The 16,899-nt window shown below is 43.6% G+C and carries 15 protein-coding genes; 8 read left to right on the forward strand and 7 right to left on the reverse strand.

The genetic code is table 11. From position 1 onward, the window contains the following. Nucleotides 1-337: 337 nt before the first annotated feature. Nucleotides 338-1,822, reverse strand: a complete 1,485-nt coding sequence (locus JMX93_RS01235) for a coniferyl aldehyde dehydrogenase (protein WP_499203605.1) — start codon at nucleotides 1,820-1,822, stop codon at nucleotides 338-340. 430 nt (nucleotides 1,823-2,252) lie between these two features. On the opposite strand from JMX93_RS01235, the gene lipB reads away from it, so the two are divergent. From lipB to JMX93_RS01250, 3 genes are all read left to right on the forward strand, one after another. Continuing rightward, on the forward strand, nucleotides 2,253-3,092 hold the full coding sequence (gene lipB / locus JMX93_RS01240) for a lipoyl(octanoyl) transferase LipB (protein WP_499203606.1): 840 nt from the start codon (nucleotides 2,253-2,255) through the stop codon (nucleotides 3,090-3,092). A gap of 208 nt (nucleotides 3,093-3,300) precedes the next feature. Continuing rightward, complete coding sequence (locus JMX93_RS01245; RefSeq protein WP_198332004.1) at nucleotides 3,301-3,831, forward strand: inorganic diphosphatase; 531 nt, start codon at nucleotides 3,301-3,303, stop codon at nucleotides 3,829-3,831. A 161-nt stretch (nucleotides 3,832-3,992) separates the two neighbouring features. Further along, complete coding sequence (locus tag JMX93_RS01250) at nucleotides 3,993-4,460, forward strand: hypothetical protein (RefSeq protein WP_499203607.1); 468 nt, start codon at nucleotides 3,993-3,995, stop codon at nucleotides 4,458-4,460. A gap of 249 nt (nucleotides 4,461-4,709) precedes the next feature. Here JMX93_RS01250 and JMX93_RS01255 read toward each other — a convergent pair whose 3' ends face one another. From JMX93_RS01255 to JMX93_RS01265, 3 genes are all read right to left on the reverse strand, one after another. Continuing rightward, nucleotides 4,710-5,564, reverse strand: a complete 855-nt coding sequence (locus JMX93_RS01255; RefSeq protein ID WP_499203608.1) for a patatin-like phospholipase family protein — start codon at nucleotides 5,562-5,564, stop codon at nucleotides 4,710-4,712. Nucleotides 5,565-5,645: 81 nt separating this feature from the next. Next, nucleotides 5,646-6,428 (reverse strand): tRNA pseudouridine(65) synthase TruC, encoded by a 783-nt coding sequence (gene truC / locus JMX93_RS01260; protein WP_499203741.1) that lies wholly within the window; start codon nucleotides 6,426-6,428, stop codon nucleotides 5,646-5,648. Between the two features lie 303 nt (nucleotides 6,429-6,731). After that, complete coding sequence (locus tag JMX93_RS01265; RefSeq protein ID WP_193011045.1) at nucleotides 6,732-7,619, reverse strand: SDR family NAD(P)-dependent oxidoreductase; 888 nt, start codon at nucleotides 7,617-7,619, stop codon at nucleotides 6,732-6,734. 189 nt (nucleotides 7,620-7,808) lie between these two features. On the opposite strand from JMX93_RS01265, the gene JMX93_RS01270 reads away from it, so the two are divergent. Next, complete coding sequence (locus JMX93_RS01270; RefSeq protein WP_499203609.1) at nucleotides 7,809-8,198, forward strand: DUF1622 domain-containing protein; 390 nt, start codon at nucleotides 7,809-7,811, stop codon at nucleotides 8,196-8,198. A 51-nt stretch (nucleotides 8,199-8,249) separates the two neighbouring features. Here the strand turns inward: JMX93_RS01270 and dusB are convergent, their stop codons facing one another. Both dusB and JMX93_RS01280 read right to left on the reverse strand, forming a co-directional pair. Beyond that, nucleotides 8,250-9,281, reverse strand: coding sequence for a tRNA dihydrouridine synthase DusB (gene dusB, locus JMX93_RS01275; RefSeq protein WP_499203610.1), 1,032 nt, complete (start codon nucleotides 9,279-9,281; stop codon nucleotides 8,250-8,252). Nucleotides 9,282-9,403: 122 nt separating this feature from the next. After that, entirely contained in the window at nucleotides 9,404-11,449 is a 2,046-nt protein-coding gene (locus JMX93_RS01280) for a BCCT family transporter (RefSeq protein WP_499203611.1), read from the reverse strand. Between JMX93_RS01280 and JMX93_RS01285 the strand changes: the two genes are divergently transcribed. Then, nucleotides 11,424-11,594, forward strand: coding sequence for a hypothetical protein (locus JMX93_RS01285; protein ID WP_443509899.1), 171 nt, complete (start codon nucleotides 11,424-11,426; stop codon nucleotides 11,592-11,594). The two genes, JMX93_RS01280 and JMX93_RS01285, sit on opposite strands and share 26 nt — an antisense overlap. A gap of 222 nt (nucleotides 11,595-11,816) precedes the next feature. Here JMX93_RS01285 and JMX93_RS01290 read toward each other — a convergent pair whose 3' ends face one another. Then, nucleotides 11,817-12,260: an HIT domain-containing protein gene (locus tag JMX93_RS01290; protein WP_496190509.1), complete on the reverse strand. Its 444-nt coding sequence runs from the start codon at nucleotides 12,258-12,260 to the stop codon at nucleotides 11,817-11,819. Nucleotides 12,261-12,489: 229 nt separating this feature from the next. Between JMX93_RS01290 and JMX93_RS01295 the strand changes: the two genes are divergently transcribed. The 3 genes from JMX93_RS01295 (at nucleotide 12,490) to JMX93_RS01305 (ending at nucleotide 16,871) form a co-directional block, all read left to right on the forward strand. Next, nucleotides 12,490-13,284: a hypothetical protein gene (locus JMX93_RS01295; RefSeq protein WP_443557040.1), complete on the forward strand. Its 795-nt coding sequence runs from the start codon at nucleotides 12,490-12,492 to the stop codon at nucleotides 13,282-13,284. Nucleotides 13,285-13,489: 205 nt separating this feature from the next. Further along, on the forward strand, nucleotides 13,490-15,376 hold the full coding sequence (gene ilvD / locus JMX93_RS01300) for a dihydroxy-acid dehydratase (protein WP_499203612.1): 1,887 nt from the start codon (nucleotides 13,490-13,492) through the stop codon (nucleotides 15,374-15,376). 247 nt (nucleotides 15,377-15,623) lie between these two features. Further along, on the forward strand, nucleotides 15,624-16,871 hold the full coding sequence (locus JMX93_RS01305; protein ID WP_193011327.1) for a cation:proton antiporter: 1,248 nt from the start codon (nucleotides 15,624-15,626) through the stop codon (nucleotides 16,869-16,871). Nucleotides 16,872-16,899: the final 28 nt, after the last annotated feature.

Consider the following 16,899-nt stretch of genomic DNA (forward strand, 5'->3'; position numbering starts at 1 on the left):
TAATTAACGCTTAGCTCAATCATACTGATACTTGAAACCAAGCATGTATTGCTTATAACTCATTTAATCGTTGATAACTTATTCAGTCGTTCATGACGAAGCGGTGTATTCATCTAAAATTAACACAGCTATCGTTTAGACTTACTACAAAGTGTAGCGATTTATAGACAAGATGACAAATGCTCATTAATTTTTTATGGCTTACTTTTATACAAAAAAATAGCATCTACCGAGGTAGATGCTATTTTTAACGTTGCTGCTATGATTATTCACAAGGACCAAATACGCTTTCTTACTTGAATAAAAGCGACTTCAACTTTGCCCGCTTTAGCATTCGTTATTTTAAAAACATTGCCATAGCCTTTTTAAATAACCCGCCATAAGGTGGCAACAACAAATTCAATCCATTCAACTTGGATTGTACAAATACTGGTTTCATATGGCTTAGCCGCTCGAATCCCGCTTTGCCATGGTAAGCACCAGTCCCTGAGTCGCCAACCCCGCCAAACGGTAAGTCATGCTGGGCAACATGTATCAGCACTTCATTAATACATAGGCCACCAGAGACCGTCTTGTTACGTACTTTTTCTAGGCCGCTATAATTATCACCAAAAACGTATAGTGCTAGTGGGCGTGGTCGCTTATTGACAAACTGAATCGCGTCATCTAGTGTCTCGTAATGCATTAATGGCAAAATCGGCGCAAAAATCTCGTCCTGCATCACGTCACTGTCAGGGGCAGGTTCACTCACGATAACGGGTGGCATTAGACGCGTTTCGATATTAGCATCAGCATTAGTAAGCTTATGTATCTCATCGCCCGATAGCGCATCTAGATAGCCTTTGACACGCTTAAACTGCTCACCATTGATGATGCGTGAGTAGTCTGGATTGTTCTCAATATTTGGATAGTGCTTTTCCATCCACTCTTTCGCCAAACGGATAAACTCTTGATGATATTGGCGCTGAATCAGTACATAATCAGGCGCAATACAGGTCTGACCAGCGTTCAGCGTTTTGCCCATCATCACTCGATTGACCACAGACTCTAAGTTTGCATCATCTAATACAATTACTGGTGACTTACCACCCAGCTCAAGCGTCACTGGCGTCAGATTAGGTGCGGCAGCAGCCATCACCTTTTTACCCACAGCAGTAGAGCCTGTATATAGCAGATGATCAAAAGGCAACTTACTAAAAGCGACGGCGATGTCTACTTCACCCAGTACCACACAAATCATGTCTGGTGAAAAATAACGGGCAATCGCACTGGCGAATGCTTGGGCGAACTGCGGTGCCGCTTCACTCATCTTGATCATAATTCTGTTGCCAGCAGTGAGTGCATCAATCATTGGCCCTACTGCTAAAAATAGTGGATAGTTCCAAGGCACCATAATACCAACCACGCCCAATGGTTGAGGCTGAATTTCATTATGCGCTGGCATATACAGCGCTGAAATAGAAGCGCGCTGCACTTTCATCCATTTTTTACCATGCTTTTTGGCATGGCTGATACCCGTAAAGCTAGGAAACAACTCGGCAAACTGGGTCTCTGATTCGCTACGATAACCAAAGTCGGCACTGATCGCTTTGGCGAAACTGGCTTGGTTATCGCTCAGCATAACCTCTAGACTGTCTAGTTGGGTTTCACGGGTGGCCCAGTCATTGATTGGCTGCGTGCGACTGAGTGTTTGTAAGCGTGAAAATTGCGCTTGCATCTCATCAACCGTATTGGCAATGCTAGGCTTTTTAGGCGATTTTTGCTGCAACATATCCGTGTCGATTGAGGTTTGCTCATTCATGTTTTGATTATTATCTGTCATTTATCTTCCTTGTCACATGCGTTGGAGTCAATATTCTATATTGGGTTAGAGACTCTGTATTTCTAGTCAGTGGATGACATCAATGCTAATCCCTGAATATAAGTAATGCGATTCCATTCATTACACTTTAATGTAGCGCATCAACCAATCAATGAACAGCACCTTAAGTTGACTACTGCGTCTGTATGGCATAAGTGTCTGCCAACATTCATAGCGATGCTAGGAATTTTATTTTAAGTGCTAAAGACTTGTCCTTATTATGGCTACTTCTCTAGGGCATTTACCAGTGTTTTAATTGTTGGATTTTACAGCGTGACAAGAGATAATCTTGGGTACCAATCTCAAAAACTGCTACACTCACTATCGATATCAATACTTAACATCAGCGATAAACATCTTTGAACCAGATAACCATAAGACTGTGACTCTCATGCAAAATAACACGCAACAGCTTAATGACACACTGATCAGCAAATCTCTAGCAGCAGCCGATTACGTTCCTACTCTCGATGCGATGCTAGCACGTACTCTCGCACGTATTGACTTAAAAAAACAGCAAGGACTGCGCACACCTGATGAATTATGGATCGTCGATCACAATGATGTCTATACTTTAGGGCAAGCAGGTAAAGAAGAGCACATCTTACAACGCACCAATACACCTATTATAAAAACTGATCGCGGTGGTCAAGTGACATGGCATGGTCACGGGCAGCTGGTCCTTTATTGGTTGTTCGATTTGAATAGCTTGGGCTGGAGTGTGCGCAACTTGGTCTCGCATGCCGAGCAAGCAATCGAAGATGTCATTAATGACTGTTTGCAAAACCCTTCTTCATCAGACCCTACAACCATTAGCGCCCATGCGCGCCGTGACGCACCCGGCGTTTATCTATATGCTGATACTTCTGTAGCAGATGACAGTGACGATGCCGATGCACCAGCCAACAGCACCTTCCTCGATGATAAAATCATGCTGGGGAAAATGGCGTCACTAGGCTTCAAAATTAAACATGGATTTAGCTATCATGGTATCGCGATTAATTTAAATTGTGATTTGTCCGCATTTAATGCCATTAATCCTTGCGGTTATGCGGGTATGCAAATGTTACGCCTGTCTGATTTCGTGGATATGCAAAAAGAGTCAGAGGTTCACACCACTCAGCCAATAAGCGATTTATTAAGCTATGAGGTGGTTACTCAAAAGCTTATTGATAATATTGCTAAGCGTCATGCCGGACTCATTGAGCTACGAGCACTCGCGCCCAAATGAGTTCTTTGAGTCCAGTTTTGCATAATCTTTTTTTGCATAATATCGTGCACGCTTAGACTTAAGCATTGTGAGAAAATTTGAGTCAAACTTGTTATAATCGCAGACGGCACGAATTGGGCACAGTGATAATATCGCCATGCCGCGACGTTATCCTTTTATCATCACTTATTATTCAAACACTTAAAACAAAAGCAAATTGGAGCACTTTATGGCAGATTTTAATAAAATTTTAGATGCAGGCGACGTAGACGGCGGCATTATCAACGTAGTAGTAGAAATCCCAGCTGGTAGCAGCCATAAAATTGAGTGGAATCGCGAATTGGCTGTGTTCGAGCTTGATCGTATTGATCCACAGATTTTTGCCAAGCCTTGCAACTATGGCTTTATCCCGCAAACGCTTGACGAAGATGGTGATGAGCTTGATGTATTATTGCTGACTGAGCAGCCGCTACCAACGGGTATTTTCCTAAAAGCCAAAGTCATTGGTGTGATGAAGTTCGTTGATGATGGCGAAGTCGATGACAAGATCGTTGTTGTACCTGCTGACGACCGCGATACAGGCAATGCTTATAACAGCTTAGATGATCTACCAAAACAGCTGATCAACCAGTTAGAGTTCCATTTCAGCCACTATAAAGACCTGAAAAAACCAGGTACGACTGTGGTTGAGTCTTGGGGTGATGTCGCAGAAGCGAAAGAAGTCATCAAAGAATCTATCCAACGCTGGAAAGATCTATAACCTATCAAAAATTGGCAGAAATGTTGATAAAGGATAGATATTAAAAGACCGCAGTCATTGTTATGATTGCGGTCTTTTTTTGCTTGAATATTACTGCTGTAAAATGGTTATAATAATCAACACTATCGATGCCTATTTTTCATATCGCTATAAGGACAGTCATGTTTAACCCCGACCCTAGCTCAAAACCAGTCAATCCAAAGCTGCCAAAAGCGGTCATCATGATGATCGAAAAAAACAATTTAGTGATGGCGATCAAGACTTTGGCGGCCGATGAAAACATTAGCATGGATGAAGCCAAAAATAGGATTGATGCCTATGAGACACAACTAAAGGTGAAGCAGCAGCAAAAACTCAACACTATTGCCAGCAAGCAAGGCATTCCTAACCATGCTATTAGCTTTGATAGAGAGCAAGATGCTGAGGATGAGACTGGACAGCTGATAAAAAATCGCGTCAAAACGACTAAGCAGAGTCGAGGATTCAAGAGCCTACAAAATGGGGTGGACAGCCAGCTTAATAATTTAGGATACAAAAAACCGCTGATACCCTATTGGCTAAAGCGGCTGTTGGTTATTGCAATTATTATGGCCGGACTATTTTGGATATTGTGGCGGGTGTTTGGCTAAATAAAAAAGGATACTGAAGTGCTATATTTTCTATAGCCTGTTTTCAGTAGTTCCATTATGTTGATCTATTTTGAATGATCTATTTTGAATGATCTATTTTGAATGATCTATTTTGAATGATCTATAAATATATTTAAACATGTCATAAGCTAAGTCCATTAGGGTATACCTAATTAGGTGATTTCCAATTAAGGCTTATTAGCGTGCCCTAACAATATTGGCATCGGTTTTTCTAGAACACTCCCTAGATTAAAGCTTATGCCAATCTTCCATCGCTTTGTGTCCAACTTCTAGTCCTACATCATAGCTATAACGGATTTTAGCTTTATTTTTGGATAATCGACTCGCCATGTTTTTTAAGTTGGGTGGACAAATCTCTAAAATTTTCTGTGATGATGGAGTCTGTAAAAATTGTACCGAGTCGTTATAGCGTTGGGTTCGCGTCAACAAGCTTTGGGCAAAACCATGTCGTTGCTTAGTATAATATTTAGCCAACAGCTGATCGCCTTTACTGCTTGCTTTAGAGTAATTTTGTGGGCGGGTACGTATGACCATGAGCTTATCAATACGCTCTTGCCCAGCTGCCCACTGTACGGGCAAAGCATCTGCCACACCACCATCGAAGTAAGGTTCGCCACATATCTCGACCGCCTGTCGAGTCAACACTGGGATAGAACTTGATGCTCTTAATCCATCCAAAATATTGTCTTTAGCCGCTTTGATGTAGGTAGCCTCTCCTGAAATAGCATGTGTTAATACCATGTAGAACTCAGCATGATGGGCAAATAATTGTGCCTGATTCAGTGGATATTCCTGTTCGACTACATCCCACATCCACTTTAAATCCAGTAAGTCACCACCTTTAAGGAAACGGCCATAGTGGATAAATTCAGATCGAAGGGAATGATCCAAGTAAATGTGCAGGGTGCGACCTTGTTGTGCAGCCAAATAGTTAGCAACGTTAGTTGAACCTGAGGAGACCCCCACACAAAGATCAAAAGGATTGAATTGTTGTTGTAAAAAGGCGTCTAAGACACCGCTGCTAAATGCGCCACGCATGCCGCCGCCTTCAACCACTAGTGCTTGTCGATGTTGTTTCAGCATTGAAAACCTCGAATGACTCTCGCAAAGTACACCCACAAGTACACTAGGCGAGAAGATAAAAAATATTTAGAAATAAATAGCTCAATCTTTAGCGCTGTCTACCCAAGAAAACTCTTCTAAGATACGCATCCATTGGTCGTCTAATTTCGCTTTTAGTAATAATGGCTCACCAGTGACGGGATGGCTGAGCGCTAAAGTCTGAGCATGCAACAGCATGCGCGTACAGTCATAGTGAGTACGAAAAAATCGTGTGTGCCGTATATCACCGTGGCTGGTATCACCCACGATATGATGGAATACATGTCGCATGTGCCGACGCAGCTGATGCTTGCGCCCAGTTTCGGGTGTCAAGCGCACAAGACTATAGCGGCTCGTGTCATGCTTTTTTGATACGGCAAATGGTAGCTCAACCTGTGCCAAACTTTGCCAATGGGTCACCGCCTCTTGAGCGGGTTTGTCCAAATCGGCAAACTTATCGGCGATGGCATCGGGTTGAAAGCTCAACGCATAATCAATGGTGCCTTGTTCTGACATATAGCCACGCACCACGGCTAAATATTGCTTGGTAACTCTGTGTTCAGTAAAAGCCTCGGTCAGGCTGCGCGCCAAGGCTGGGCTCTTGGCAAACAACAACACACCTGATGTAGGCTTGTCTAATCTATGCACCGGAAATACATGACAACCTACCGCATCACGGGTGAGTTGCATGGCAAAGCGCGTCTCGCCTTTATCCAGCCAACTGCGATGCACCAATAGACCAGCCTCTTTATTAATCGCCACCAAAAATTCATCTTCATAGATTATTTCTATTTGATTAGCGATTTGATTAGCGATTTGATTAGCGGTACCGCTTTCGATATCCATGTTTTCCTTACCCATACTTTAGATACTATAATTATATATCTGCTGTCTTTTGTATATGTCTTTTTTATCGTACCTGTAGTGGCATAATAAATTTAGACTATGTTTTAGAAAAAATACGCCGTACACCAATGAATAGTAATTTGAATCCACTATATGTTAGTAAGTTTGACGATCACAAATACATACCCAAAAGAACACCACCATCCTACCCATTTATATGATTATTTATAATTTTTGAAACATTAAAAAAGGATACCGCAGCATCCTTTTTGTATTTTAACTCAAGGCTAATAAAGGCATATTCTAATGATGTTCGCCCGGTAGAATTCTTGCAAAGGCACGTTGAGCAAGGTTTGGTTTTTTATCAGCAGTCAGTCCAGCGCGGGTGCTTGGGAAAATACGATAACCCATCGATTGAATGCCAACGTTGATCGCTGGTGCTAATGAATAAGTGGCTGATGCAAACTTACCCATGTTGCTGGCAATACTGTTTGGTTTATGAACAATCGCTTTTGCAACCATCATCGCTGCTTCATCAGGCATAAGCGCAGGCATATAGCGGTATAACTTAGTAGGCTCAATCATAGGCGTGCGTACCAATGGCATAAAGATATTGGTAATCGTGACGTTATCGCCTTTTACTTCGGCAGCTAAGCAGCGACTAAAAGCATCCAATGCTGATTTCGATGCGACATAAGCGGCAAAACGTGGACTGTTTGCCAGTACGCCAATAGACGAGATATTAACAATTTGACCAGTCTGACGCTCAATCATCGTCGGCAAAAACCCAAGAACTATTTTAACGGCGCCAAAGTAATTGATGTCCATGGTACGCTCAAAATCATGGAAACGATCAATAGACTCGTGAACCGAGCGCCGAATTGAGCGACCAGCATTATTTACTAAAACATCAACATGACCAAAATCTGCTAAAATTTGTTCACCAACTGTTTCAATCTCATTCATATTGGTCAAATCACAAGGATAATAACTGGCCTTGCCACCAAGCTCCTCGATACTTTCTTTAACAGCTTTTAATTTGTCTTCGGTACGTGCCAATAAGATAACATGCGCACCGCACTCACTGAGTAAATACGCTGTACGCTCACCAATACCGCTTGATGCCCCTGTGATAATGATATGCTTATCTTTGACCGCTTTGTTTATTGCTTTTTTTGAGGGATTGGCCATAAAAAATCCTTTTTGTTGGTTCTATGCCTATGAATGTTTGGTTATAGCATAGCAAAAAAGCATGGCTTGAAGTGAAGAAAACAGCCGAATCAGCCAGATACTTTGGCGATTATAAAGACTGATGAAGGTATAATCGTAGCATTGCTCAAACTTACGCTTTTCACCAAGCATGGATAAGGAGTATCTATTTTGATTGCAACTTTAGCTCATTACATTGATTTAATTGCCAAGATAGTCGAAGTCATTGGCGTACTTATTATATTTTTTGGACTTCTTTTTGCTTTTTATCGAGGGATTCGCTTAACCGGTGGTTTTAACCACAAGACCTATATCGAAATCAGACAAACTGTAGGTAAATCTATTTTATTAGGATTAGAAGTCCTCATCGCCGCTGATATTATGGCGACTGTCGTCACAGAACCGACGTTACGCAGCGTCCTAGTACTAGGTTTTATCGTACTCATTCGGACTTTTTTGAGCTTGTCACTACAAGTAGAATTAGAAGGTAAATTTCCTTGGCAAAACAAAAATACAGCACTCAAACAAGAACCAAAGACCGCTCAAGTGGACGAGCTTTAAAGACTTTTTAATTATTTAACAGGCGCTTAGCATGAACCGTCTGCTCACTCGCTATTCGTGCGCCTGCAAAAAATCTTCGACCACGCGAAACTGTCCAGCGGTGCTTTCCTCACCATACATCGCTTGGCGAAAAGCGTTCGAATTTGGAATGCCTGTCGTATACCAAGCAATGTGCTTGCGAGCGATACGGCAACCTGAATACTCGCCATAAAAGTCATATAACTCTTGCAAATGCGCCAGTACGATCTCTTTTATCTCACTGACACTAGGTGCATCCAGACGCTCGCTAGTACGCAAAAAATGCTCGATATCGCGAAATATCCATGGCTGCCCTTGAGCAGCCCGACCAATCATCACAGCATCACAGCCTGTTAACTCGTAGACACGCTGTGCTTTTTGCGCACTATCGATATCGCCATTAGCAATGACTGGAATGTTGATGCTTTCTTTGACTTCGCGTATCAGCTCGTAACGCGCCTCGCCAGTATACATGTCCTCACGCGTACGCCCATGAATGGCAATTGCGGCAATACCTGCTTGCTCTGCTCGCTTCGCCACACGTAAAATATTCTCACGACCATTTTCAAATCCTAGTCTTGTTTTCAATGTGACAGGTGCATCGACGGCGTTGACCGCCGCGTCGAGTAAACGCGCGACCAAATCCTCATCTTGTAGCAAGGCAGAACCTGCCAGCTTACGACAAACTTTTTTGGCAGGGCAACCCATATTGATATCGATAATCTGCGCGCCATTATCGATTTGATAACGAGCCGCTTCAGCCAATTTTTCTGGTTCTGCGCCTGCTATCTGTGCAGAAATAGGCGCAATCTCATTGTCGAAATTGGCACGATATAATGATTTTTTGCGTGCATAAAGCGCCGTATCAGCGATGATCATCTCGCTGACCGCATGACCTGCGCCAAATGATTTACATAGTCGGCGAAAAGGGTTGTCCGTCACGCCTGCCATCGGTGCGACCATCAAACGGTTTTCAATCGTTAGACCACCTATGTTCAATGGCTGTAACAATGGATGGTCAGACAAAGTCGAGGACGAAGATAAAACGGGAGAATCAATAGACATAAAAAAAACGGCTTGATTTGTAAAGAAAACAAGCCGTTATTCTAAGGATTCCTGCGTTTATTGCAAGCTATTAACGTGAATAGCTTGCATAAGCAATACTCATTTTTAATACAGTCAATGCATTATTTATCAAGCACACTTCCCTGCTCTAGCGTGATGTCATCATCATGCTCTTGCATGCGCCATGGCAAACTATCTGGCGACACATTTAAGAAGTGTAGGTATTTTTCGAACTGATCAATAATATCGTTAATTACCGACTCTGATTGATAGCCATATAAATCATAGGTTTGACCACCACGCCGCAAATATACCTCAGCACGATGATGGTGCTCTTGTGGTAATTCATTGGCCATATCTTCAGTATAATAGTCGGGCACATCATGCTCAGATAAGCGCACCTCATACCAAAATTCGACATCGTCGCCACGTTGCAACTCAAGCACCGCACGGTTATTGACCGCGTCGTAGTTGACCTCAGTCGTCCAACCTGTTTCTGCAAATTTAGACGACACTTCCATCATCGAAGGCATAATTACTTCTTTGATATAACTTAGAACCTTATCACGCGTCGGTTTATCGGTCATATAATCGATACGCTCACGCCATGCAGACGGTTTTAGCAAATGCGGTGGTAGTCTGTTGTCATTACCAAGGCTCTGATTACGATGTCCCTCGATACGCAGCGCACGCCACATGCCAAACATTGAAATAAGAATGATAATCGCAAACGGTAGCGCACTGACAATAGCCGCCGTTTGAAGCGCCGTTAGGCCACCTGCAATCAGTAGTACTGCGGCAACAGCACCTTCGGTTACCACCCAAAAGCTGCGCTGCCACCATGGTGTATCACTGCGACCACCCGCCGCTAGCGAATCGATCACCAATGAGCCAGAATCCGACGACGTCACAAAAAAAGTAATGATTAATAAAATGGTCAATGACGACACAAACTCAGTAAACGGTAAGTTTTCTAATAGCTTAAACAAGGCAATCGCTTGGTTATCTTGTACGTCACCGATTAGCGAGGTATAACCATCTATCATAATCATATGTAGCGCGGTATCACCGAACACAGCAAACCAGAAGAACGTAAAGAAAGTCGGTACGAGCATCACACCCAGTACAAACTCACGGATGGTACGACCACGGCTGATCTTAGCAATAAACAGACCCACAAAAGGTGCCCATGCAATCGTCCATGCAAAGATAAACAATGTCCAGCTGCCGATCCAATCACTATTTTCGTACGCTTGTAAGCTAAAGGTACGCTCGACAATATTACCCAAATAACTGCCAGTATTTTCCATAAAGGCGTTCAGAATAAAGATGGTCGGGCCCACAATAAACACAAACAACATCAGCGCAGTCGCCAATACCATATTTAAGATAGACAAGCGTTTTACGCCTTTATCCATCCCTGCCAATACCGATACTAGTGCCGCTGCTGTCACCAATGCAATAGCAATCACCTGTACGGTCGTATTCACTGGGATCAGATCTGGTAACAGATAGTTGAGTCCTGCATTGATTTGCGATACTGACAAGCCCAAACTGGTGGCAATACCGAACATCGTGCCCAATATCGCAAACACATCGACCGTATGCCCGATAGGACCATAAATCTTGTCACCGATAATCGGATAAAGTGTCGAGCGTATTGATAACGGTAGACCATGACGAAAAGCAAAGTATGCCAGTGATAAACCCACCACACCGTAAATCGCCCAAATATGAAAACCCCAGTGAAAATATGCAATTTGCATCGCCTCTTTTGCAGCCGCGATCGTCTGCGGATCGGACATTGGCGGACTCGAAAAATGCATTACTGGCTCGGCAACCCCGTAGAATAGTAAAGCAATACCGTAACCTGCCGAAAAAAGCATGGCAAACCATTCGAGGAATTTATACTCCGCCTCAGCATGATCAGGCCCCAGCTTGATACTGCCATAAGACGAAAATGCCAATACAATAATAAACATTAAAAATAACGCCACTGCCAGCATATAAAACCAACCGAACGTCTGGGTCGTGAAGCTAAGCACATCACTGAACAGAGCCCCCGCTGCTTCAGGATTGATCGCGGTACCGATAACCAGCAGCAGCATAATGACCGCTGCGGGTATAAAGACCGGCAATAAAATGGTAGAGCGTGAACCGTTACTCATAAGCAGTGGTATCCTCAAAGCCAAAGAAATAGGTGATAAAAATGATATCCCTGAAAACAATCAACATAAAAACTGTCAATATAAAAAACGCCAAAGCAGCACAGCGGCGGTAATACCGACTGATGCTGCACGAATCGAGTATTGAGTGTTAAGTAAGCGTACTGTGTAACATACTCTTTGCCTAAACCCTAGAAAGAGCGCTTATTTATAACAATAACTTAACGATTCTTACACAATTATTACTGGGCAATAAAAAAGGCAACTTGTTAGTTGCCTTCTAATCTTATACGTCTTGCCAAGCTATCAACTTATGACTTAAACCTATAAATAGCTATGGACCTTCCAACCATAAAGTATGGTGCTGATATCATTCAGCACTAATTGCTGCAGCAAGTCGCTGCGCAATATCTGCAAGCTCCTTATGATCGGCTTGGGTCACTGCATGGCGGCCCAGCTCATGAATGCTCGATGGAATCAGATGCACATGATAATGAAATACGGTTTGACCGGCTTGTGAGCCATTCAACTGCATCTGAATAATGCCTTCACGCTCAAACACTTGACGCTGTGCTTGCATAACCTTTTTAGACGTCATTAATACCGCAGCGGCATATTCTGGCTCAAGGTCTGCTAAATCAATGGCTTTTTGCTTAGGTATGACTAATACATGACCTTCTGCTTGCGGCATGATATCCATAAAGGCAAGTGTTTTATCATCTTCATAGACTTTGTGATAGGGAATATCACCGTTTAGCATTTTGGCAAAGATATTGTTATCGTCATATGTGGTTTGCTCATTGATTTGGGTCATTATTTTGTCCTTTAATTGTTTGACTATTAGTTGCTCGATAGCTTTTAGAAGCGATTAGACACTCTGTAATTAATATAGTGGACGAAATGTCGTTTAAGCACAAGCGGCTATAGCACTCGTCATTAAAAACTGGCAATCTACAAGCTAATCGCAGTAGCTCACTAATTTGGTTGGCGAGTCAGGCGCTTTAGATGTTATATTAACCCCCTACTTTAACAATGCTATGTTTATGGATTCGTCTACTTTGCCGACTCAATCAAATATGAATGACATTTACAAAGAACCTACTCATGTGGCGCAAACATCTGCCACAGCTGACTCTGCGTTCAATAGTGAGCAAAAACCAAGTAGCGCTGAGACTGAAAATGAGACTCAAGCCCCTACTCAAAGCATTGAGCCTAACGCGCTCATTCTGGCTGAAGTACTGAGCGATAAGACGATTGGTTGGAAAATACACAATTGCAAAATCACTAAAAAGACGGTGACACAAGATTTGCCACTACCGTTTTTATATCATTACGACAGTTTAAATGACGCGATTAAACTAGCAAATCCGCTCACACCCGCTCTACTATCACAGTTCAATACCCCCATGAGCCCTCATGAAGCTGCCAAGCTCATTGGTATCAGCGAAGCACTAATAACCAGCCCTTGGCATGTCAAAGTCATGGGGTCATTGGTGGTTTTTAGCGAGGCGCTGCAATTAGCCGTACGCTTGCATTGGACCAATACGGGTAAAGACACCCAACAACTTTATACCCAAAATGAAGCGGATGCTATCATAGCCGCTTTTAAAGATTGGCAGTTTTTTGGTCGTATCGATGTACTCTATAAAAACAATAAACAAGCCTTAGTCAGTATAAACGAACAAGCTGAAAGCAATGAGCAACTACTTCGTATTGAAGCAAACGCTGATTATCAGTGCTTGCCAGCGACTCATGCGTTAGTCGTTATTGCTAAATTGGAAGCGGATAAGACAGAGCTACCTTGGTTTGAGACGGCGATAGTAGAGCGCGTCGAATAACCCCTTATCTGCCAACTGTTTACGATGTTATGACTACTATTGACTTGGCATTATCAGTGAATGGTTTTCAGTGATTCATATCTAATGGTATGGTAACGACCTAGTATTATTCACTAGTCCTCGCATTTTATAAAAAGCACACTATCAATATTAAAATTGAGGGTGCACATTTTCACAAACCTCGCCTATTTGTAAGGAACATCACATGGATTATCGCTCAAAAACCTCTACTGGCGGCCGTAATATGGCAGGCGCGCGCGCATTATGGCGCGCAACTGGCATGACTGACGGCGACTTTGGCAAACCGATTATTGCCATTGCTAACTCTTTCACCCAGTTTGTACCTGGCCATGTGCATCTAAAAGACCTTGGACAACTGGTCGCACGTGAAATTGAACAAGCCGGCGGCGTTGCAAAAGAGTTCAATACTATTGCGGTCGATGATGGTATTGCGATGGGTCATAGCGGTATGTTGTATTCACTGCCGAGTCGCGACCTGATTGCTGACTCGGTCGAGTACATGGTCAATGCCCACTGTGCAGACGCGCTAGTATGTATCTCGAACTGCGATAAGATCACCCCGGGTATGCTGATGGCCGCGATGCGCCTGAATATTCCAGTGGTGTTTATTTCAGGTGGCCCAATGGAAGCAGGCAAAATTTTAGCCAGTACCGTTGGCAAGAGCCACAATACCGATAGTAGTGACAGCAGTGCCGTTCGTAAACTTGACCTCGTCGATGCGATGATGGATGCCGCGGATGACAGCATTAGCGATGAAGATGTGGCCGCCATTGAAGCCTCAGCCTGCCCTACTTGTGGTTCGTGCTCTGGTATGTTTACTGCTAACTCGATGAACTGTTTAACCGAAGCCTTAGGATTGGCCTTGCCGGGTAATGGCTCGCTACTGGCGACCCATTCGCTGCGTCGTGAGCTATTTTTAGAAGCGGGACGCACTATCGTCTCGCTTGCCAAACGTCGCTATGAGCAGGATGATAATTCGGTATTGCCGCGCTCAATCGCTAGCAAAGCGGCTTTTGAAAATGCGATGACATTAGATATCGCAATGGGTGGCTCAACCAATACTATTCTGCATTTATTGGCAGCAGCTAACGAAGCAGAAGTTGATTTTAAAATGTCAGACATTGATCGTCTAAGTCGCGGTGTGCCTTGCCTAGCAAAAGTCGCCCCTGCCTCACAAAAATACCATATGGAAGACGTGCATCGTGCCGGCGGTGTCTTTGCCTTATTGGCCGAGCTTGATCGTGCCGGATTACTGAAGACTGATGTGCCGACTATCCATAGCGCGACGATGAAAGAAGCGATTGATAAATGGGATATCATGAACTCTGATAATCATGAGGCACGCGCACGATATCTGGCAGCACCTGGTGGCGTACGCACCACTGAGGCATTTTCACAATCAAAAGAATGGTCAAACCTCGACGTTAACCGTGAGTCAGGCTGTATCCGTAGTGCCAAACACGCCTATTCTACAGATGGCGGATTGGCCGTACTGTATGGCAATATCGCAGAGCGTGGCTGCGTTGTCAAAACCGCAGGCGTCGACGAGAGTATCTTAACCTTCACTGGTCGCGCGCGCTTATTTGAATCACAAGATGATGCCGTCGCTGCGGTATTGGCTGACAATATCGTTGCAGGTGATGTGGTCATCATCCGCTACGAAGGCCCTAAAGGTGGCCCTGGTATGCAAGAGATGCTTTACCCAACGACTTACTTGAAGTCAAAAGGATTGGGTAAAGAATGCGCCCTACTCACTGATGGTCGCTTCTCTGGTGGGACATCAGGTCTTTCGATCGGTCACGCCAGCCCTGAAGCGGCTGAAGGCGGTGCCATTGGTCTGGTTGAAGAAGGCGATACCATCCATATCGATATTCCTAATCGTACTATTAACATGCAAGTCAGTGATGCTGATTTGGCTACTCGCCGCGAAGCCATGGAAGCTCGAGGCCGTGATGCTTGGAAGCCAGTCAGCCGTGATCGTCATGTCACTCCAGCTCTACGTGCTTATGCTGCTATGACCACCAGTGCAGATACTGGTGCTGTACGTGACGTGAGTCAAGTTGAACGCTAAACCTTGAGCGATTAATGTTTAAACATACTTGTAGTAATATATTAAGCCTGCGCCATGCAGGCTTTTTTTTCACCAAAAAACAACGCAGCTCTCGTTTTGATAACTATTTTTTTCGGTAATAATTCTTTTTTATCGTCATGATAAGGCATATTGTTGGCTCAACACTTACTATCAGTACCAATCATCAATATCAAAACCCACCCCCTTAAAACTAATCTCTTAAAATACAACGACGTGCGTAAACCTTATGATTGAAAACTACAATTTATTTTTATTAATCTGTGGTATCGCTTTTTTACTAGGGGCATTGTTTCCTGTTATCTTTAAACGCACCTCCATCTCATTACCGATGCTACAAGTCAGCTTCGGTCTGATCATGGGGTATTGGTGGACATCCTTGTCGTTTTTGGATCCTATCAATAATGGCGTAATCATCGAAAAACTGACTGAGATTGTCATCTTGGTCTCGTTGGTTGGTGCTGGTATCAAGATTGATACCGAGTTCTCTTGGCAGCTGTGGCGACCCACAATCAGGCTACTGCTCATCACCATGCCGATTGGCATTTTTGCGATGGCAGGCTTAGGTTATTACGCATTTGGCTTGAGTCTGGGCGCTGCTATTTTGCTTGGAGCAGTCTTGGCACCCACCGATCCTGTTCTAGCTTCTAGTATTCAAGTGGGGCCTCCTAATACAGGCAGAGAAGACACACCGCGCTTTACTTTAACCTCAGAGGCAGGGTTAAACGATGGACTGGCTTTTCCCTTTGTTTACTTGGCAATTAAAGTGGCGGAAGCTTTTAGTGAAGGACAAGCTTTTACTGACGAGATGCTTTGGTCATGGTTTACGCATGATGTCTTATGGAAAATTGGCGCAGGGGTATTGGTTGGTGTCCTAGTTGGAAAGGCTTTGGCCAAGGTCGTGTTCTCTAGACACACCCGTGAGACCACCATTTCGCAAGGATATGTGGTCATTGCCCTGACCTTAGTGGCATATGGTGTCGCAGAATATGTACACAGTTATGGGTTTATCGCCGTCTTTGTCGCTGCCTTTGCATTTCGGCGTTCAGAATGTGAGCACACTTATCATCAAAAACTGCACGACTTTGCTGAGCAATCAGAAGGCTTACTGATGTCATTAGTGCTAGTTATCTTTGGCATGTTCCTTGGTCAAGGTTTACAATCTGGCGTTGAGTTGACATGGCGTGTCTACATCGTAAGCTTTACCTTTTTACTACTCATACGTCCGATTGGCGGATTCATTGCCTTATCAGGACTTAACTTACCTCGCACTGAAAAATACGCAATCTCAGCGCTAGGTATTCGCGGTATTGGTACTTTGTACTATTTATCTTATGCGCTCAATCAAGGTTTTTTCGCTGAGGATGATGCGCTCAAGCTATGGATTGTCTGCTCGATTGTGATTCTAGCCTCAATTTTTATCCATGGTCTAAGCGCAACAAGGCTGCTTAAAATGACACCAAAAAAGCATCATTGATCATTTACACGGCAAATACATTTAATAA

This window comes from Psychrobacter muriicola 2pS (assembly GCF_904846535.1).
Taxonomy (GTDB): Bacteria; Pseudomonadota; Gammaproteobacteria; order Pseudomonadales; family Moraxellaceae; genus Psychrobacter; species Psychrobacter aquimaris.